The sequence below is a fragment of the Pseudomonas sp. BC42 genome (assembly GCF_021560055.1).
GTDB lineage: Bacteria > Pseudomonadota > Gammaproteobacteria > Pseudomonadales > Pseudomonadaceae > Aquipseudomonas.
In genome coordinates this window covers 6,385,866-6,405,354 of record NZ_CP091067.1, presented here as the reverse complement: position 1 = coordinate 6,405,354, position 19,489 = coordinate 6,385,866, and the positions used below count along the sequence as shown (strand labels likewise).

At 63.8% G+C, this 19,489-nt stretch carries 18 protein-coding genes; 11 read left to right on the top strand and 7 right to left on the bottom strand.

Annotated elements, in window-relative coordinates; all coding sequences use genetic code 11:
- The first annotated feature begins 55 nt into the window (after window positions 1–55).
- The 11 genes from hutH (at window position 56) to L1O02_RS28890 (ending at window position 14,333) form a co-directional block, all read left to right on the top strand.
- Complete coding sequence (gene hutH, locus L1O02_RS28940) at window positions 56–1,594, top strand: histidine ammonia-lyase (RefSeq protein ID WP_102862768.1); 1,539 nt, start codon at window positions 56–58, stop codon at window positions 1,592–1,594.
- Between the two features lie 156 nt (window positions 1,595–1,750).
- Window positions 1,751–3,163, top strand: a complete 1,413-nt coding sequence (locus L1O02_RS28935) for an amino acid permease (RefSeq protein ID WP_060837129.1) — start codon at window positions 1,751–1,753, stop codon at window positions 3,161–3,163.
- Window positions 3,164–3,175: 12 nt separating this feature from the next.
- Entirely contained in the window at window positions 3,176–4,381 is a 1,206-nt protein-coding gene (gene hutI, locus L1O02_RS28930; protein WP_235759175.1) for an imidazolonepropionase, read from the top strand.
- Between the two features lie 10 nt (window positions 4,382–4,391).
- Entirely contained in the window at window positions 4,392–5,192 is an 801-nt protein-coding gene (gene hutG, locus L1O02_RS28925) for an N-formylglutamate deformylase (protein ID WP_235759173.1), read from the top strand.
- 215 nt (window positions 5,193–5,407) lie between these two features.
- Window positions 5,408–6,379, top strand: coding sequence for a prolyl aminopeptidase (pip, locus tag L1O02_RS28920; protein ID WP_060837132.1), 972 nt, complete (start codon window positions 5,408–5,410; stop codon window positions 6,377–6,379).
- Window positions 6,376–6,813: a D-aminoacyl-tRNA deacylase gene (gene dtd, locus L1O02_RS28915; RefSeq protein WP_060837133.1), complete on the top strand. Its 438-nt coding sequence runs from the start codon at window positions 6,376–6,378 to the stop codon at window positions 6,811–6,813. Before pip ends, dtd begins: the two co-directional genes overlap by 4 nt.
- A gap of 276 nt (window positions 6,814–7,089) precedes the next feature.
- On the top strand, window positions 7,090–8,913 hold the full coding sequence (locus L1O02_RS28910; RefSeq protein WP_060841865.1) for a glucan biosynthesis protein G: 1,824 nt from the start codon (window positions 7,090–7,092) through the stop codon (window positions 8,911–8,913).
- The gene (mdoH, locus tag L1O02_RS28905; RefSeq protein WP_060837134.1) at window positions 8,906–11,476 is read left to right on the top strand and encodes a glucans biosynthesis glucosyltransferase MdoH; all 2,571 of its coding nucleotides are present in this window, start codon (window positions 8,906–8,908) and stop codon (window positions 11,474–11,476) included. The genes L1O02_RS28910 and mdoH overlap by 8 nt, the downstream gene beginning before the upstream one ends.
- 224 nt (window positions 11,477–11,700) lie before the next feature.
- A complete protein-coding gene (locus L1O02_RS28900) occupies window positions 11,701–12,498 on the top strand; it encodes a transporter substrate-binding domain-containing protein (protein ID WP_060837135.1) in 798 nt (265 codons plus the stop codon).
- A gap of 145 nt (window positions 12,499–12,643) precedes the next feature.
- Window positions 12,644–13,606 carry an amino acid ABC transporter permease gene (locus L1O02_RS28895; RefSeq protein ID WP_060837136.1) on the top strand — a complete coding sequence of 321 codons (963 nt, stop codon included), beginning with the start codon at window positions 12,644–12,646 and terminating at the stop codon, window positions 13,604–13,606.
- Window positions 13,599–14,333 carry an amino acid ABC transporter ATP-binding protein gene (locus tag L1O02_RS28890; protein WP_060842242.1) on the top strand — a complete coding sequence of 245 codons (735 nt, stop codon included), beginning with the start codon at window positions 13,599–13,601 and terminating at the stop codon, window positions 14,331–14,333. Before L1O02_RS28895 ends, L1O02_RS28890 begins: the two co-directional genes overlap by 8 nt.
- 63 nt (window positions 14,334–14,396) lie before the next feature.
- Here the strand turns inward: L1O02_RS28890 and L1O02_RS28885 are convergent, their stop codons facing one another.
- From L1O02_RS28885 to hisI, 7 genes are all read right to left on the bottom strand, one after another.
- Complete coding sequence (locus tag L1O02_RS28885) at window positions 14,397–16,313, bottom strand: methyl-accepting chemotaxis protein (RefSeq protein WP_060842243.1); 1,917 nt, start codon at window positions 16,311–16,313, stop codon at window positions 14,397–14,399.
- Window positions 16,314–16,436: 123 nt separating this feature from the next.
- Window positions 16,437–17,144 carry a 16S rRNA (uracil(1498)-N(3))-methyltransferase gene (locus L1O02_RS28880; protein WP_060837139.1) on the bottom strand — a complete coding sequence of 236 codons (708 nt, stop codon included), beginning with the start codon at window positions 17,142–17,144 and terminating at the stop codon, window positions 16,437–16,439.
- Window positions 17,141–17,935 carry a twin-arginine translocase subunit TatC gene (tatC, locus tag L1O02_RS28875; RefSeq protein ID WP_060837140.1) on the bottom strand — a complete coding sequence of 265 codons (795 nt, stop codon included), beginning with the start codon at window positions 17,933–17,935 and terminating at the stop codon, window positions 17,141–17,143. Before tatC ends, L1O02_RS28880 begins: the two co-directional genes overlap by 4 nt.
- On the bottom strand, window positions 17,932–18,384 hold the full coding sequence (tatB, locus tag L1O02_RS28870) for a Sec-independent protein translocase protein TatB (protein ID WP_108545897.1): 453 nt from the start codon (window positions 18,382–18,384) through the stop codon (window positions 17,932–17,934). Before tatB ends, tatC begins: the two co-directional genes overlap by 4 nt.
- A gap of 10 nt (window positions 18,385–18,394) precedes the next feature.
- The gene (locus tag L1O02_RS28865; RefSeq protein ID WP_108545898.1) at window positions 18,395–18,676 is read right to left on the bottom strand and encodes a twin-arginine translocase TatA/TatE family subunit; all 282 of its coding nucleotides are present in this window, start codon (window positions 18,674–18,676) and stop codon (window positions 18,395–18,397) included.
- A 25-nt stretch (window positions 18,677–18,701) separates the two neighbouring features.
- Window positions 18,702–19,034 (bottom strand): phosphoribosyl-ATP diphosphatase, encoded by a 333-nt coding sequence (locus tag L1O02_RS28860; protein ID WP_060837142.1) that lies wholly within the window; start codon window positions 19,032–19,034, stop codon window positions 18,702–18,704.
- Between the two features lies 1 nt (window position 19,035).
- Window positions 19,036–19,428 carry a phosphoribosyl-AMP cyclohydrolase gene (gene hisI / locus L1O02_RS28855; protein WP_060837143.1) on the bottom strand — a complete coding sequence of 131 codons (393 nt, stop codon included), beginning with the start codon at window positions 19,426–19,428 and terminating at the stop codon, window positions 19,036–19,038.
- Window positions 19,429–19,489: the final 61 nt, after the last annotated feature.

Genomic DNA, 19,489 nt, shown 5'->3' with positions numbered 1-19,489 from the left:
GATAACGGAAGCTTCCGGAGCGACTGGTAGTTATTACAAAACTCTCAAAAGGAGCATGAATGTGACTGCGCTTAACCTGATTCCCGGCCAACTGACCCTGGCCCAACTGCGGGCCATCTATCAGCAGCCGCTGACCCTGACCCTGGATGACAGCGCCTCGGCGCAGATCGACGCCAGCGTCGCTTGTGTCGAGCAAATCCTTGCCGAGAACCGCACCGCCTACGGGATCAACACCGGTTTTGGCCTGCTGGCCTCGACCCGCATCGCCAGCGCCGACCTGGAAAACCTGCAGCGCTCCCTGGTGCTGTCCCATGCCGCCGGCGTCGGTGAGCCCATCAGCGATGACCTGGTGCGCCTGATCATGGTGCTCAAGGTCAACAGCCTGAGCCGCGGTTTCTCCGGCATCCGCCGTCAGGTGATCGATGCCCTGATCGCCCTGATCAATGCCGAGGTCTATCCGCATATCCCGCTCAAGGGCTCGGTGGGCGCTTCCGGCGACCTGGCGCCTCTGGCGCACATGTCCCTGGTGCTGCTGGGTGAGGGCAAGGCGCGCTACAAGGGCCAGTGGCTGGAAGCGACCGCGGCCCTGGAAGTCGCCGGTCTCAAGCCGCTGACCCTGGCCGCCAAGGAAGGCCTGGCGCTGCTCAACGGCACCCAGGTGTCCACCGCGTTCGCCTTGCGCGGGCTGTTCGAAGGCGAAGACCTGTTCGCCGGTGCCCTGGTGTGCGGCGGCCTGACGGTGGAAGCGGTGCTGGGTTCGCGCTCGCCGTTCGACCCACGGATTCACGCCGCTCGCGGTCAGCGCGGGCAGATCGATACCGCTGCGGCTTATCGCGCCTTGCTGGGGGACAGCACCGAGGTGTCCGCCTCGCACCAGAACTGCGACAAGGTCCAGGACCCGTACTCCCTGCGTTGCCAGCCGCAAGTGATGGGCGCCTGCCTGACTCAGTTCCGCCAGGCTGCCGAGGTGCTGGTGGTCGAAGCCAACGCGGTGTCCGATAACCCACTGGTGTTCGCTGCCGAAGGCGATGTGATTTCCGGTGGCAACTTCCACGCCGAACCCGTGGCCATGGCGGCCGACAACATGGCCCTGGCCATCGCCGAGATCGCGTCCCTGAGCGAGCGCCGTATCTCGCTGATGATGGACAAGCACATGTCCCAGCTGCCGCCGTTCCTGGTGGCCAATGGCGGGGTCAACTCCGGCTTCATGATCGCCCAGGTGACCGCTGCGGCCCTGGCCAGTGAAAACAAGGCCCTGGCCCACCCGCACTCGGTGGACAGCATTCCCACTTCCGCCAACCAGGAAGACCACGTTTCCATGGCGCCGGCCGCCGGCAAGCGCTTGTGGGAAATGGCCGAGAACACCCGCGGTGTGCTGGCCGTGGAATGGCTGGCGGCCTGTCAGGGCCTGGACCTGCGCGAAGGCCTGAAAACCTCGCCGACCCTGGAAAAAGCCCGCGCCACCCTGCGCGAGAAGGTGGCGTACTACGAGAAGGACCGTTTCTTCGCACCGGATATCAACGCGGCCAGCGAGTTGTTGGCTTCGCGCTGCCTGAATGGGCTGCTGCCAGCCCAGTTGTTGCCGAGCCTGTAATGCACGCCGGGCCACCCGATCACTCCGCGCTCGGCCGAGAGCGGTGGCCCGAGTGGGTTCGCTTCACCTGCAAGACGGGCGCGGAGCGCCCGCTGATGTCGCCCCGCGCTCCGGCGTGGGGCGCACTTGTCCGATAACAATAAAAGGGACGATGACATGCAATCGCAAGAAACAGGATTACGTCGGGGGCTGACGGCTCGCCATATTCGCTTCATGGCCCTGGGGTCGGCCATTGGTACCGGATTGTTCTACGGCTCGGCCTCCGCCATCCAGATGGCCGGCCCGGCGGTGCTGCTGGCCTACCTGATCGGTGGCGCTGCCGTGTTCATGGTGATGCGCGCCCTGGGGGAGATGGCGGTACACAACCCGGTGTCGGGCTCCTTCGGGCAGTACGCCAGTCAGTACCTGGGGCCCTTGCCGGGCTTCATCCTGGGCTGGACCTACGCCTTCGAGATGCTCATCGTCTGCCTGGCGGACGTCACGGCCTTCGGCATCTATATGGGCTTCTGGTTTCCCGAGGTGGCGCGCTGGATCTGGGTGCTGGGCATCGTCCTGCTCATCGGCGGGTTGAACCTGTGCAGCGTCAAGGTCTTTGGCGAGATGGAGTTCTGGCTGTCGCTGCTCAAGGTTGGGGCGATCATCGCCATGATCCTCGGCGGCTTCGGCATCATGCTGTTCGGCATGGGCAGCGCGCTCACCGAGCAGGCCACCGGCGCCAGCAACCTCTGGGCCCATGGCGGCTTCATGCCCAACGGCATTGGCGGGGTGATCGCCTCCTTTGCGGTGGTGATGTTCGCCTTTGGCGGCATCGAGATCATCGGTGTCACCGCCGGTGAGGCCAAGGACCCGCAGCGGGTCATTCCCAAGGCGATCAACGCTGTGCCTCTGCGCATCCTGCTGTTCTACGTACTGACCCTGTTCGTGCTGATGTCGATTTTCCCCTGGCCACAGATTGGCACTCAGGGCAGCCCGTTCGTGCAGATCTTCGACAGCCTGGGTATCAGCTCGGCGGCCACCATCCTCAATATCGTGGTGATTTCGGCGGCGGTGTCGGCCATCAACAGCGACATCTTCGGTGCCGGGCGCATGATGTACGGCCTGGCCCAGCAAGGGCAGGCGCCCAAGGGCTTTGCCCAGGTGTCCAAGGCCGGCGTGCCGTGGATGACCGTGGTGGTGATGGCGGTGACCCTGTTGGGCGGCGTGGTGCTGAACTACCTGATCCCGGAAGACATCTTCCTGCTGATCGCTTCCCTGGCCACTTTCGCCACGGTCTGGGTGTGGCTGATGATTCTGCTGACCCATGTGGCCATGCGGCGCTCCATGACCGCCGAGCAAGTGGCCCGGTTGCAGTTCAAGGTGCCGTTCTGGCCTTGGGCGCCGGCGGCGGCGATTGCCTTCATGCTGTTCATCTTTGGCGTGCTGGGCTATTTCCCGAAAACCCAAGCGGCGCTGATGGTGGGCGTGGTGTGGATCGTTCTGCTGGTGGTGGCCTATCTGTTGTGGGTCAAGCCGGCGGCGGGGCAGGCTCAGCAGATTCGCGTCGATTCTTCTTTACCTACTGATCATTAACGGAGGCCTTGGATGAGAACTCTTTGGCAACACTGCAACGTCGCCAGCATGGCCCAGGGCACTTACTCGATCATCGAGGACGCGGCCATCGTGACGTCAGGGGCGCACATCGAGTGGATCGGCCGGCGCCAGCAGGCGCCTGTCGCCGATGACTACCAGGTCCAGGACCTGGGCGGCGCCTGGGTCACCCCGGGGCTGATCGATTGCCACACCCACATCGTGTTTGGCGGCAACCGCAGCGGCGAGTTCGAACAGCGCCTGCAGGGCGTGAGCTACGCGGAGATCGCCGCCGCCGGTGGCGGTATTGCCAGCACCGTGCGGGCGACCCGCGAGGCCACCGAAGAGGCGTTGTTCAGCAGCGCCCGCAAGCGGCTGCTGAGCCTGCTGCGCGATGGCGTCACCAGCGTCGAGATCAAGTCCGGCTACGGCCTGGACCTGGCCAGCGAGCGCAAGATGCTGCGGGTGATCCGCCGTCTTGGCGAGGAGTTGCCGGTCAGTGTGCGCAGCACCTGCCTGGCGGCCCATGCCTTGCCGCCGGAATACGCCGAGCGCAGCGACGACTACATCGAGCACATCTGCACGAAAATGCTCCCGGCCCTGGCGGCTGAAGGGCTGGTGGATGCGGTGGATGCCTTCTGTGAATACCTGGCGTTCTCCCCTGAGCAGGTGGAGCGGGTGTTCATCGCTGCGCAGAAGCTCGGACTGCCGGTCAAGTTGCATGCCGAGCAGCTGTCGTCCCTGCACGGATCGAGCCTGGCGGCGCGCTACCGGGCGCTGTCCGCCGATCACCTGGAGTTCATGACCGAGGACGATGCCATTGCCATGGCGGCCTCGGGAACCGTCGCGGTGCTGTTGCCGGGGGCGTTCTATTTCCTCCGGGAAACCCAACTGCCACCGTTGGCCGCCCTGCGCAAGCATGGGGTGAAGATCGCCGTGGCCAGCGACCTCAATCCCGGCACCTCGCCGGCGCTGTCGCTGCGCTTGATGCTGAACATGGCCTGCACCTGCTTGCGCATGACCCCCGAGGAGGCGCTGGCCGGGGTGACCTTGCACGCGGCCCAGGCCCTGGGCATGGACACGACCCATGGCTCGCTGGAAGCGGGCAAGGTGGCGGACTTCGTCGCCTGGCAGATCGAGCGTCCCGCCGACCTGGCCTACTGGCTGGGCGGCGACCTGGAAAAACGTGTCGTGCGACACGGCATTGAAGTGACTGTCTAGGAGAAGGCTTGTGGATAAGGTTCTGACTTTCAAACAAGGCCGGGTGCCGCTGCTGATCAGCATGCCCCACGCCGGTACGCGCCTGACCCCGGAAGTGGCGGCCGGGTTGGTGCCCCAGGCGCAGAGCCTGCCGGATACCGACTGGCACATCCCGCGGCTGTATGAATTTGCCGAGGAGATGGGGGCCAGCACCCTGGCCGCCGAGTACTCGCGTTTCGTCATCGACTTGAACCGGCCCTCCGATGACAAGCCGCTGTACGCGGGCGCTACCACCGGGCTGTATCCGGCGACGCTGTTCGATGGCCAGCCGTTGTTCGTCGAAGGGCAGGCGCCGTCCAGTGAGGAACGACAGCAGTACCTGCAGCAGGTCTGGGTGCCCTATCACCGCACCCTGCAGGAGGAACTGGCGCGGCTCAAGGCCGAGTTCGGCTACGCCTTGCTGTTCGATGCCCATTCCATCCGCTCGCTGATTCCGCACCTGTTCGAGGGCAAGCTGCCGGACTTCAATCTCGGCACCTTCAATGGCGCCAGCTGCGATCCGCAACTGGCCGGTCGTCTGGAGAGCATTTGCGCGGCCCACGGCGATTACACCCACGTGCTCAACGGCCGCTTCAAGGGCGGGCACATCACCCGGCATTACGGCAACCCGGCCGAGCACATTCATGCGGTGCAACTGGAGCTGGCACAGAGTGCCTACATGGAGGAGTTCGAGCCATTCCGCTATCGCGAGGATCTGGCGGCGCCGACCCAGGTGGTACTCAAGGCATTGCTGCAGGGGCTGCTGACCTGGGGCCAGGAGCGTTACCGCTGACAGGGCTGTCGCCAGCAAGCGCGCTCCTGGCGCCGATGCCGCCTTCCTGCCGGAGCGCGCTTGCTGGCGAAACGCTCTGCGCTACGCGTCGCTATTCCTTGAACAACCCTGTTTTCTTCAAGGACATGCTGATTGCGTGATTCGGGTTTATGATGCCGAACGGCAGAATAAATGAAGTCCCACCAGGGATGAACCCGACCTCCACGGAGCGCGTAATGCAGACTTTGTACCCGCAGATCAAACCCTATGCCCGGCACGATCTGGCCGTCGACGAGCGCCATGTGCTGTATGTCGACGAAAGCGGTTCACCGGAAGGGTTGCCGGTGGTGTTCATTCATGGCGGGCCGGGGGCCGGCTGCGATGCGTCCAGCCGCTGCTACTTCGATCCGAACCTGTACCGTATCGTCACCTTCGACCAGCGCGGTTGCGGGCGCTCCACCCCTCACGCCAGCCTGGAAAACAACACCACCTGGGACCTGGTGGCCGACCTTGAGCGGATTCGCCAGCACCTGGGCATCGACAAATGGGTGCTGTTTGGCGGCTCCTGGGGTTCGACCCTGGCCCTGGCCTACGCGCAAACCCATCCCGATCGGGTGCTGGGGCTGATCGTGCGCGGGATCTTCCTGGCCCGTCCCCAGGAAATCCAGTGGTACTACCAGTGTGGCGCCAGCCGCCTGTTCCCCGACTACTGGCAGGACTATGTGGCGCCGATTCCCCTGGAGGAGCGTCACGATCTGGTCAGCGCCTTCCACAAGCGCCTGACCGGCACCGACCAGATCGCCCAGATGCATGCGGCCAAGGCCTGGTCGGGCTGGGAAGGGCGCACCGCGACCCTGCGTCCCAATCCGTTGGTGGTGGACCGTTTCTCCGAGCCGCAGCGAGCGCTGTCGATCGCCCGGATCGAATGCCATTACTTCATCAACAATGCGTTCCTCGAACCCGACCAGCTGATCCGCGACATGGGCAAGATCGCCCATCTGCCCGGGGTCATCGTCCATGGTCGCTACGACGTGATCTGCCCGCTGGACAATGCCTGGGAGCTGCATCAGGCCTGGCCCAACAGCGAGCTGCAGGTGATTCGCGACGCCGGTCACGCCGCTTCCGAACCGGGCATCACCGATGCTCTGGTGCGTGCCACTGATCAGATGGCACGTCGCCTCCTCGATCTGCCGCCCGAAGAAGCATGAAGGGGCTGTTGCAACGCGTAACCGGCGCGCGGGTCGAGGTGGCCGGGGAAATCGTCGGTGCTGTGGACCAGGGGTTGCTGGTGCTGGTGGCGGTGGAGCCCGAGGACACTCGGGCCAGCGCCGACAAACTTCTGCATAAGCTGCTTAACTATCGGGTGTTCAGCGATGCTGAAGGCAAGATGAACCTGTCCCTGAGCGATGTGCAGGGCGGGTTGCTGCTGGTGTCGCAGTTCACCCTGGCAGCGGACACCAAGAGCGGGTTGCGCCCGAGCTTCTCCACGGCTGCGCCGCCGGCCCTTGGCGAGGCGCTTTTTGACTATCTGGTAGTGAAGGCGCAACAGTTGCATGGCAAAGTGGCATCAGGGCGTTTCGGCGCGGACATGCAGGTGCATCTGGTCAATGACGGCCCGGTAACCTTCCTGTTACAGACCTGAAAACGCCTGAAACAGCTTTTTCCACCGAATTGCGGCGCAAACAGCTGTTTTTCGCGATAAATACTTTGTTACCCCTGATGCGTTGTAACGCGGGCTACTAGATAATCGCGCGCTACGGGGATCAGCGTTCGTTGGTCCATTTTGACTTAAGTAGAGACTTGTCCACGGCCGCTTGGGGAATCATTTAGCCCCATCGGAGTCGGAACAATGCTCGCCAACCTGGCATATAGATAGCTGGCCGTTGGTTTTTTGATCTGTTTTCGGCGAGGGTTGCTCGTGATTGTTAGTCCCTGTAATGCACCAAACTTGTTTGCCAAACGGTTACGAAACGCACTGGTGACGGGCTCTGCGCTGGTCTGCCTGTTCGGTGCCGGTCAACTCATGGCATTCAATCTGGATGATGTGTCGGCCAAGGCCAAGGACCTGGCCGGGCAGAAGTACGAGGCCCCGCGCAGTAACCTGCCGAACGAGTTCCGTGAGATGAAGTTCGCGGACTACCAGAAAATCCGCTTCCTCAGCGAAAAAGCCGAATGGGCCGATCAGAAGACCCCGTTCAAGCTGTCGTTCTATCACCAGGGCATGCACTTCGACACGCCGGTGAAGATCAACGAGATCAGCGCCAACACCGTATCCGAGATCAAGTACGACCCGAACCGTTTCGATTTCGGCGACGTGAAGTTCGATCCCAAGGCCACCGAGAAGCTGGGCTATGCCGGTTTCCGTGTGCTGTACCCGATCAACAAGGCTGACAAGCAAGACGAAATCATGACCATGCTCGGCGCCAGCTACTTCCGCGTCGTTGGCAAGGGCCACACCTATGGCCTGTCCGCCCGGGGCCTGGCAATCGACACCGCCTTGCCGTCCGGCGAAGAGTTCCCGCGTTTCAGCGAGTTCTGGATCCAGCAGCCCAAGCCGACCGACAAGCACCTGGTGATCTACGCCCTGCTGGACTCGCCACGGGCCACCGGTGCCTATCGCCTGACCCTGCGTCCGGGCGCCGACACCATCGTCGACGTCAAGGCCCGGGTGTTCCTGCGGGACAAGGTCGGCAAGCTGGGCCTGGCCCCGCTGACCAGCATGTACCTGTTCGGTGCCAACCAGCCGTCGAAAGTCCTCAACTACCGTCGCGAGCTGCATGACTCCAGCGGCCTGTCGATCCATGCCGGCAATGGCGAGTGGATCTGGCGTCCGCTGAACAACCCGAAACACCTGGCCGTGAGCAACTTCTCGGTGGAAAACCCGCGTGGTTTCGGCCTGCTGCAGCGTGGCCGCGACTTCAGCCACTATGAAGACCTCGACGACCGCTACGACAAGCGTCCGAGCGCCTGGATCGAGCCGAAGGGCGACTGGGGCAAGGGCACCGTCGACCTGGTAGAGATCCCGACCGCGGACGAAACCAACGACAACATCGTGGCCTTCTGGAACCCGGAAAAACAGCCGGAGCCAGGCCAGCCGCTGGACTACGCCTACCGCCTGCACTGGACCATCGACGAAGCTGCCCTGCATTCCCCGGACAGCGCCTGGGTGCAACAGACCCTGCGTTCCACCGGTGACGTCAAGCAGTCCAACCTGATCCGTCAACCCGATGGCAGCGTGGCTTACCTGGTGGACTTCCAGGGCCCGTCCCTGGCGGCATTGCCGGAGAACGCCGAAGTTCGCAGCCAGGTCAGTGTCGGTGACAACGCCGAACTGGTGGAAAACAGCGTGCGCTACAACCCGGAAACCAAGGGCTGGCGCCTGACCCTGCGGATGAAGATCAAGGACGCGAGCAAGTCCACCGAGATGCGCGCCGCCCTGGTCCGTGACATTGCGCAGCCCGAGCCGGCCAAGGCGTCGATGCCGAACTCCAACTCTTCTGTGGCCAAGGCCGACAAGCTCGCCGCCAAGCAGCAGGAGAAGAAGGACAAGGAAGCCGCCGCAGCGGCCGCCAAGCAGGCTGAAGCCAAGCCGGTCAAGGATGCCAAGAGCACCAAGGACAAGGACCACAAAGACGCCAAGCAGCCTGCTGCTGCCGAAGCGGCCCCTGCCACACCGGAACCGGTTAAAACTGAACAAGTCCTGACCGAGACCTGGAGCTATCAGTTGCCTGCCGATGAGTAACTCTCAACTACAGCCAGAGTCTCTTGCCGAGTACCTGGCGCACCTGCCGATGTCGGACCAGCAGCGCGCGGAACTCGCGGGCTGCCAGTCCTTCAGCGAATTGCACCAACGCCTGTCGTCCAGCACCTTCGACGCCCCCACCGATGCCGCCCAGGCCTCGGTGGGCCAGCGCCTGAACATGAGCACCGCCGCCGAACTTGAAGAAGCGGAAATGCTCGGTGTCGACGCCGAAGGCCGGGTCTGCCTCAAGGCCACGCCGCCCATCCGCCGTACCAAGGTGGTACCGGAGCCTTGGCGCACCAATATCCTGGTGCGTGGCTGGCGGCGCCTGACCGGGCGCAGCAACCCGCCAGCGCCGAAGAAGGACGAACGCGTGCTGCCGGCTGCCCGCTGGCGCACCGTGGGTTCGATCCGTCGCTACATCCTGCTGCTGTTGATGCTTGGCCAGACCATCGTCGCCGGCTGGTACATGAAAGGCATCATGCCGTACCAGGGCTGGTCGTTCGTCGACCTGGAAGAGGTCATGCATCAGCCGCTGATGCAGACCGCCCAGCAAGTGCTGCCCTATGCCTTGCAGACCAGCATCCTGATTCTGTTCGGGATTCTCTTCTGCTGGGTGTCGGCCGGTTTCTGGACCGCCCTGATGGGCTTCCTGGAACTCTTGACCGGTCACGACAAGTACCGCATTTCCGGGGCCAGCGCCGGCAACGAGCCGATCCCCAAGGATGCGCGCACCGCCTTGGTCATGCCGATCTGCAACGAAGACGTGCCGCGGGTGTTTGCCGGCCTGCGGGCGACCTTCGAGTCGGTGGCAGCCACCGGTGACCTGGACCGCTTCGACTTCTTCGTCTTGAGCGACAGTAACGACAGCGATATCTGCGTCGCCGAGCAGCAGGCCTGGCTGGATGTCTGCCGCGAAGCCAAGGGCTTCGGCAAGATCTTCTATCGCCGGCGCCGGCGCCGGGTGAAACGCAAGAGCGGCAACCTCGACGACTTCTGCCGTCGCTGGGGCGGCGACTACAAATACATGGTGGTGCTCGACGCCGACAGCGTGATGAGCGGCGAATGCCTGACCAGCCTGGTACGCCTGATGGAAGCCACGCCGGACGCGGGGATCATCCAGACCGCGCCACGGGCCTCGGGCATGGACACGCTGTATGCGCGCATGCAGCAGTTCGCCACCCGGGTCTACGGCCCGCTGTTCACCGCCGGCCTGCACTTCTGGCAGTTGGGTGAATCCCACTACTGGGGCCATAACGCGATCATCCGCATGCAGCCGTTCATCGAGCACTGCGCCCTGGCGCCGTTGCCCGGCAAAGGCGCCTTCGCCGGTGCGATCCTGTCCCACGACTTCGTCGAAGCCGCGCTGATGCGCCGTGCCGGTTGGGGCGTGTGGATTGCCTATGACCTGCCGGGCAGCTACGAAGAGCTGCCGCCGAACCTGCTGGACGAGCTCAAGCGTGACCGTCGCTGGTGCCACGGCAACCTGATGAACTTCCGCCTGTTCCTGGTCAAGGGCATGCACCCGGTGCACCGCGCGGTCTTCCTCACCGGGGTGATGTCCTACCTGTCGGCGCCGCTGTGGTTCTTCTTCCTGGTGCTGTCCACGGCCCTGCTGGCGGTCAACACCCTGATGGAGCCGCAGTACTTCCTCGAACCACGGCAGCTGTATCCGCTGTGGCCGCAGTGGCACCCGGACAAGGCCATCGCGCTGTTCTCCACCACCATCGTGCTGCTGTTCCTGCCGAAGCTCCTGAGCATCATCCTGATCTGGGCCAAGGGCGCGAAAGAGTTCGGCGGCAAGTTCAAGGTGACCCTGTCGATGCTCCTGGAGATGCTTTTCTCCATGCTGCTGGCGCCGGTGCGGATGATTTTCCACACCCGTTTCGTTCTGGCCGCGTTCCTTGGCTGGGCCGCGACCTGGAACTCGCCGCAGCGTGACGACGACTCCACGCCATGGAGCGAAGCGGTGCGCCGCCATGGTCCGCAGACCCTGCTGGGCTTCTGCTGGGCACTGCTGGTGATCTGGCTGAACCCGAGCTTCCTCTGGTGGCTGGTGCCGATCGTCGGTTCGCTGATGCTGTCGATCCCGGTGTCGGTGATCTCCAGCCGGGTCGGCCTGGGCCTGAAGTCCCGTGACGAGAGCCTGTTCCTGATTCCCGAGGAATACGCTCCGCCCCAGGCGCTGCTGGCCACCGACCAGTACACCCACGAGAACCGCTGGCACGCGCTCAACGACGGCTTTATCCGGGCCGTGGTCGATCCGCAGCAGAACGCCCTGGCCTGTGCCCTGGCGACTTCCCGTCACACCCAGGCCGAGCCGATCGAATGGCTGCGTCAGGAGCGGGTGCGCCATGCCCTGAAAGCCGGTCCGGCGGCCTTGAACAACAGCGAGCGCCTGGCGCTGTTGAGCGATCCGGTGGCCCTGGGACGCCTGCACGAGCAGGTCTGGAGCGAGGGGCACAGCGAATGGCTGAGCGCCTGGCGCCAGTCGGTGGATACCGATCCCCATGCTCCCCTGCTGCCGTTGCAGCCGCTGAACGCGGCGCCGCAACCCGCCTGAAGCCAACGCCCTTGAGCTCCTGCTCAAGGGCGTTTTGCTGTATGCGGCCAATAGTCTCCATCCCCTGGGCAAGCAACAAAAATCCTTGTGCAAATGGCCGAGTGCGTTAGCATCGCACCCGCAAATTTCTGTGCGTGATCGATAACGCCTTGATCGTCGAAGACTTTCCTTTCCGGGCCCGCCGCGTGCAGACACCACAATAAAATGGCTTCAGGGGACTTGAGATGAAGAAGTATCTTTCGCTGCTGCTGGCAGGCGCTGCCGCCCTGCTGGCGGTCAATACCGCCCAGGCCGGCGCCATCGATGATGCGGTCAAGCGCGGCACGCTGAAAGTCGGCATGGACCCGACCTACATGCCGTTCGAAATGACCAACAAGCGTGGCGAAATCATCGGCTTCGAAGTCGATCTGCTCAAGGCCATGGCCAAGTCCATGGGGGTCAAGCTGGAGATGGTTTCCACCGGCTATGACGGCATCATCCCGGCCCTGCTGACCGACAAGTTCGACATGATCGGCAGCGGTATGACCCTGACCCAGGAACGCAACCTGCGCCTGAACTTCAGCGAACCCTTCATCGTGGTCGGCCAGACCCTGCTGATCCGCAAGGAGCTGGAAGGCACCATCAAGTCCTACAAGGACCTGAACAGCGCCGATTACCGCATCACCTCCAAGCTGGGCACCACCGGTGAAATGGTTGCCAAGAAGCTGATCGCCAAGGCCAAGTACCACGGCTACGACAACGAGCAGGAGGCGGTGCTGGACGTGGTCAACGGCAAGGCCGACGCCTTCATCTATGACGCCCCGTACAACGTGGTGGCCGTCAACAAAGTGGGCAATGGCAAGTTGGTGTTCCTCGACAAGCCGTTCACCTACGAGCCGCTGGCCTTCGGCCTGAAGAAGGGCGATTACGACAGCATCAACTTCATCAACAACTTCCTGCACCAGATCCACGAAGACGGCACCTACGATCGCATCCATGACAAGTGGTTCAAGAGCACCGAGTGGCTCAAGGACATGGAATAGGCGTCAGGCAACTGATTTGCGGTTGATCGCGAGCAAGCTCGTTCCTACAGGGCGTACAGCGTTTTTGTAGGAGCGAGATTGCTCGCGATGATGCCCACCCAGGCTCTGCCGAACCTCCCCGCTGCAACCCGCTGGAACCTGCAAAGTGAACAAACAGAAAAAAGCCCAATGGCCCTGGCACGTGCTGACCGTGCTGGTGCTGATCGGTCTGGCCGGCGCGCTGTACTACGCCACCTCGTTGATGTCCTACGAGTGGCGCTGGAACCGTGTCCCCCAGTACTTCGCCTATCAGGCTGAAGAGTCCCAGCGGGCGGCGGAGATCTCCACCGTCGCCGAGGTTGTGCGCCAGGGCGGCAAGGCTCAAGTCACCCTGCGCGGTGATTCGGGTGCCGAGCAGCATCTGAGCGTCGATGAAAGCAGCCTGCAAGTGGCCAACGGCGATGACGTGGGTGAGGGCGACGTCATCGGCGTAACCCGGCACTGGGCCGCGGGGCCGCTGTTGTGGGGCCTGTGGACCACACTGTGGCTGTCGGTGGTGTCCGGGGTGCTGGGGTTGATCATCGGCCTGGGCACCGGCCTGTGCCGCCTGTCGAACAACCCGACCCTGCGCGATCTGTCGACGATCTATGTCGAACTGGTGCGCGGCACGCCGCTGCTGGTGCAGATCTTCATCTTCTATTTCTTCATCGGCACGGTGCTCAACCTGTCCCGGGAGTTCGCCGGGATCGCCGCACTGTCGCTGTTCACCGGGGCCTATGTGGCGGAGATCGTCCGTGCCGGGGTGCAGTCCATCGCCCGCGGGCAGAACGAAGCCGCCCGCTCCCTGGGGCTCAGCGCCGGCCAGTCGATGCGTCATGTGGTTCTGCCCCAGGCCTTCAAGCGGGTGCTGCCGCCCCTGGCCGGGCAGTTCATCAGTCTGGTCAAGGACACCTCGCTGGTGTCGGTGATCGCCATCACCGAGCTGCTCAAGAGCGGTCGGGAAGTCATCACCACCTCGTTCTCGCCGTTCGAGATCCTGTTCTGTGTGGCGGGCCTGTATTTGTTGATCAACCTGCCGCTGTCGAAGATGGCCAGCCGGCTTGAGCGGAGGCTCGCGCAAAGTGATTGAAGTCCGCGATCTGGTAAAAGTCTTCGACACCCGCGGCCAGGTGGTGCGCGCGGTGGATAACGTCACCACCCGAGTGGCCAAGGGCGAGGTGCTGGTGGTGATCGGTCCTTCCGGTTCCGGCAAGTCGACCTTCCTGCGCTGCCTCAACGGCCTGGAAGAGTTCGACTCGGGCTCGGTGAGCATCGACGGCCTGCAACTGGCCGATCCCAAGACCGACGTGAACGCCTATCGTCGCGAAGTCGGCATGGTGTTTCAGCATTTCAACCTGTTTCCCCACATGACCGTGCTGGAAAACCTCTGCCTGGCGCAGAAGGTGGTGCGCAAGCGGGGCAAGCAGGAGCGCGAGGCCAAGGCCCTGGCGCTGCTGGAGAAGGTCGGTATCGCGCAGAAGGCCCATGAGTTTCCTTCACGGCTTTCCGGCGGTCAGCAGCAGCGGGTGGCGATTGCCCGGGCCCTGGCGATGGAGCCCAAGGTGATGCTGTTCGATGAGCCGACCTCGGCCCTGGACCCGGAAATGGTCGGCGAGGTGCTGGACGTGATGAAGACCCTGGCCCTGGAAGGCATGACCATGGTTTGCGTCACCCACGAAATGGGTTTCGCCCGGGAAGTGGCGGATCGGGTGCTGTTCTTCGATCACGGCAAGCTGCTGGAAGATGCGGCGCCGGATGTCTTCTTCGAGGCGCCGAAAGACCCGCGGGCCCAGGCTTTCCTGCGTCAGGTGCTGTAAGGCCTGTGCCGACAGGCCGGCTCCTGCATTTCCTTGTAGGAGCCGGCTTGCCGGCGAAGCGGCTCAGACCCGGAAGCGCCCCACCAGGCTCTGCAAGTGAATCCCCAACCGCGCCAGCTCGGCGCTGGAGGCCGCGGTTTCCTCGCTGGCCGATGATGTCTGTTCGGACACATCCCGCACATTCAACACACTGCGATTGATCTCTTCGGCGACGGCACTCTGCTGCTCGGCGGCGGCGGCGATCTGCTGGTTCATCGCCTGGATCGCCGACACGGTACGGGTGATGTTCTCCAGGGAACCGCCGGCTCGGCGGGTCAGCTCGACGCTGCTGTCGCTCAGGCTGCGGCTGGTGTCCAGGGTGCTGGCCACTTGCTGGGTGCCGCTTTGCAGGCCGACGATCAGCTCGGCGATTTCTTCGGTGGATTGCTGGGTGCGTTGGGCCAGGCTGCGCACCTCGTCCGCAACCACGGCGAAACCGCGTCCGGCCTCGCCCGCGCGGGCGGCTTCGATGGCGGCGTTGAGGGCCAGCAGGTTGGTCTGCTGGGCCACGGATTTGATCACGTCCAGCACGCTGCCGATCTTGTCGCTTTCCTGCTTGAGGTGGCCCATGGCTTCGGTGGAGTTGCCCACCTCGCTGGCCAGGCGCTCGATCTGGGCGATGGCTTCGTTGACCACCCGATCACCTTCGCGTGCCTGCTGGTCGGCGGCTACTGCGGCCTCCGACGCCTCTTCGGCGTTGCGCGCCACTTCCTGCACCGTGGCGGCCATTTCATTCATGGCGGTGGCCACTTGGTCGGTCTCGACTTTCTGGCTGTTGACCCCGGCGCTGGTCTGCTCGGTGACGGCGGACAGCTGTTCGGCGGCGCTGGCGATCTGGGTCACGCCGTCGCTGATACCGCCGATCAGCTCCCGCAGGCCCAGGGTCATGCGCTGCATGGCGCGTTGCAGCTGGCCCAGTTCGTCGCGGCGATCGACTGTCAGGTCCTGGCTGAGGTCGCCGGAAGCCACGCGCTCGGCGGCCTTGAGGGTCTGTTGCAAGGGCTGGATGATCTGCCGGGTGATGGCCCAGGCAGCGACCATGCCGAATACCAGCGCCAGTAGCGTGGCGATCAGCAGGGTGCTCTTGGCCTGGCCGGCCTCGCTGTCACGCTTGGCGGTCTGAGCGGTGGTCAGTTGCTTGCTCAGGGTCATCAGGTGGTCGCCCTGGGTGGCCATGCGCTTGAGGGCGGCGGCGCTGGCTTCCTCGGAGTCGCTGAAGGCACTGACCGCGGCGCGGTAGGTCTTGAGCGAGTCGCTGGCCTGTTGCAGGTTGGCGATGTGCTGTTCCGGCAGGCGCGAGGGCAGGCCGGTGAGGTTGTTCAGGGCGTTGTCGATGGCGTCCAGGGCCGGCTGCTTGGCCTCGGGCTTGGCGCTGTAGGTGTAGCCGCGAACCTGGAAGCGTGCCTGCTGGATCAGCCTGGAAAGCTCGATGACGTTGTTGAACTGGGCCACGCTGTCGCCTTGCAGCAGCGATTTCTCGACTTCGGCTACCCGGGCCGCGGCGTTGTCCGCGCTGGCGCCGAGCTGGGAGCGGGCGGCTTCGCGGGCGGCGGTGGCGCGGGTCATGTCGTTGAAGGCCCGGTGATACTCGGCAACGGCTTCCAGCTGCTGCTCGAGCATCGCGATGCTTTCGGGTTGCTGCAACTGTTGACGGGCAGCCTGCAGGCCTTCGTCGAGCTGCTGGAGTATGCCGTTGACGGCATCGGGACCTTGTTCGCCATGGAGCATCTCGTAGTTGAGGCGAGCGATGCGCAGGTCCTTGGTCATGGCGTAGAGGGTGGAGATGTTACCCAGCTTATCGCCACGATCGATGACCCCCGCCAAGCCCGTCCAGCCGGTGGCGGTGATCAACAGGGTCAGCAGCAGTACCAGGCCGAAGCCGATGCCGAGCTTGAGGCTGACGCTCAGGTTTCCCAGGTTTTTGGCTAGCCAACCGTACATGCTGCGAACTCCCTATTAGCAATATGGCTTAACCATAGGCTATCGGCGGGAACCCTGGATTCTGTAGCGGTAATGGCGGTTTGATATTGCTCGCGACAGACCCGGCTGTGGCCGGGTCCATCCTCAGAACAGGCGGGCGAGAAGGGCGGTGACGGCGGTTTCCACCCGCAGGATGCGTTCGCCCAGTTGCACCGGTTGCAATCCGGCCTTGCCCAGCAGGTCGATCTCGTAGGGAATCCAGCCGCCTTCCGGGCCGATGGCCAGTGTCACCGGTCGATCCACGTCGCGTGGGCAGGGCGGGTACTGGCCCGGGTGACCCACCAGTCCCAGGGTTCCGGCGCAGAGGGTCGGCAAGCGGTCCTCGACGAAGGGCTTGAAGCGTTTCTCGATCAGCACTTCGGGCAGCACGCTGTCGCGTGCCTGCTCCAGGCCAAGGATCAGTTGTTCGCGAATGGCTTCGGGTTCAAGGAACGGGGTCTGCCAGAAGCTCTTCTCGACCCGGTAGCTATTGACCAGCACCAGCCGCGGCACACCCATGGTGGCGACGGTCTGAAACACCCGGCGCAGCATTTTCGGCCGCGGCAGGGCCAGCACCAGGGTCAGTGGCAGCTTGGCCGGTGGCGCCTGCTCCAGGCTGATTTGCAGTTCGGCTTCGGCTGTTTCCAGGCGCAGGACCCGGGCGCTGCCCATCAAGCCGCCGATGCGCCCCACGCGCAGGCTGTCGCCCACGGCTACCCGATGCACTTCCTGCATGTGGGTCAGGCGTCGATCGCGCAGCACCACGCGGTCGGCCGCGATGAAGTCGGCCTCCTCCAGAAGCAGCAGGTTCACGCTTGGGTCGCTGGCGGCTGGTCGTTGTGATCGTCGGCCGGGGCGTCGTCCGGATGCTCGCCGCGCTTGCTGATCAGCCCGCCGAACAGCACGCCGATCTCGAACAGCAGCCACATGGGCACGGCCAACAGGGTCTGGGAGAAGATGTCCGGCGGCGTGAGGATCATGCCCACCACGAAGCAGCCGATGATCACGTAAGGCCGGATCTTCTTCAGGTAGGCCACGTTGACCACGCCGATCCACACCAGCAGGACCACGGCCACCGGGATCTCGAAGGCCACGCCGAAGGCGAAGAACAGGGTCATGACGAAATCGAGGTAGCTGGTGATGTCGGTCATCATTTCCACGCCGGCCGGGGTGGCGGCAGCGAAGAACTTGAAGATCAGCGGGAACACCAGGAAGTAGGCGAAGGCCATGCCGACATAGAACAGCAGGATGCTCGACACCAGCAAGGGCACGGCAATGCGCTTCTCGTGCTTGTACAGACCGGGTGCGATAAAGCCCCAGATCTGGTGCAGGATCACCGGAATGGCCAGGAACAGCGAGACCATCATGGTCAGCTTCAGCGGCGTCAGGAACGGCGAGGCGACGTCAGTGGCGATCATCGTCGCGCCGACCGGCAGGTACTGGCGCAGTGGCGTGGAGACGATGGTGTAGATCTGCTGGGTGAAGGCGAACAACCCGGCGAAGATGATGAAGATCGCCGCTACGCAGCGCAGCAGGCGGGTACGCAGCTCGGTGAGGTGCGACACCAGCGGCATGTGTTGGTCGTTCTCTGGGATATCGCTCATGGTGCTCGCGGCGGCAAGGTGGAGTCGTGGGTGGCCGTGGTGGCGGGTGTTGCCACCGGGGCCGCTGGCTCTGCGGTCGGTGCCGATGTCGGTGTCGCGGGGGCGGGCACCTCGCTGGCTGGCGAGGCTTCGGCCAGCGGCGCGGCGCCTGGCGCGTGGATCGTCTGCTCGGCCACAGGTTCCACCGGAGTCGGTTGCTGCTGGGTCGGGGCGAGGATCTTCCGCGCCTCCTGTTCCAGGGACAGAATGTGCTCGTTGTGCAGTTGCCGACGAATTTCATCGGCCCCGATTTCACGTTCAACTTCCTGTTTTATCGCGTTGAAGCTGCGCTTGAGGCGCCCGACCCACAGGCCGGCGGTGCGCGCAGCACCGGGCAGGCGCTCGGGGCCGAGCACCAGCAGGGCCACCAGGCCCACCAGCAGCAGTTCAGAGAAGCTGATACCAAACATTAGTCAGTGCTCACGAGTCTTTGCGGGTCGGCTCTTCGACTTTCTGGGCCTGCACGTCGATGGTGTGCGGCTGGGTCAGCGGTGCGCTTTGCTGGGGCTGAACCGGTGGCACCGGTTGGGCCGCTGGAGGAACCACTGGCTCGGCCGGTTTTTCGTCGTCGTTCATGGCCTTGCGGAAGCCCTTGATCGACTCGCCGACGTCGGTGCCCAGGTTCTTGAGTTTCTTGGTGCCGAATACCAGTACCACGACCACCAGGATGACGATCCAGTGTTTCCAGTCAAAAATGCCCATGCTGCGTTTCCTCTTAGAAAGTTGTTCAGGCGGACGGGCGCGAGGCTTTCTCGGCGTGTCCGGACAGACCGAAGCGGCGGTCCAGCTCATCGAGCACGGCCTGGGGATGCTGCCCCAGCTGCGCCAGCATGACCATGGTGTGGAACCACAGGTCCGCGGTTTCGTAGATCAGGTCGCTGCAGTCGCCGCTGATGGCGGCGTCCTTGGCGGCGATGATGGTTTCCACCGACTCTTCGCCGACCTTTTCCAGGATCTTGTTCAGGCCCTTGTGATACAGGCTGGCGACGTAGGAGCTGTCGGCTGCGGCGTCTTTGCGCTCTTCCAGCACCTGGGCCAGACGGGTGAGGGTATCGCTCATGTCAGTGTCCTGCAGAATAAATCGCGTGCGGGTCCTTGAGGACCGGTTCGACGGTTTTCCACTCGCCGTCTTCGTAGACGCGGTAGAAACAGCTGTGGCGGCCGGTGTGACAGGCGATGTCGCCGATCTGCTCGACCATCAGGATGATCACGTCGGCGTCGCAGTCCAGGCGCATTTCATGCAGTTTCTGCACATGCCCGGACTCTTCGCCCTTGCGCCATAGCTTGCCACGGGAACGTGACCAATAGATGGCGCGGTGCTCGGCGGCGGTCAGGCTCAGGGCCTCGCGGTTCATCCAGGCCATCATCAGCACGCGCCCGGTCTTGTGGTCCTGGGCGATGGCCGGCACCAGGCCGTCCGCGTCCCATTTGATCTGGTCCAGCCAATCTTTCATGTTCGACTCCGACAACCGGGCGCAACCCGCTGGTGGCGCCTCGGCGATTGCGACAGTTTGC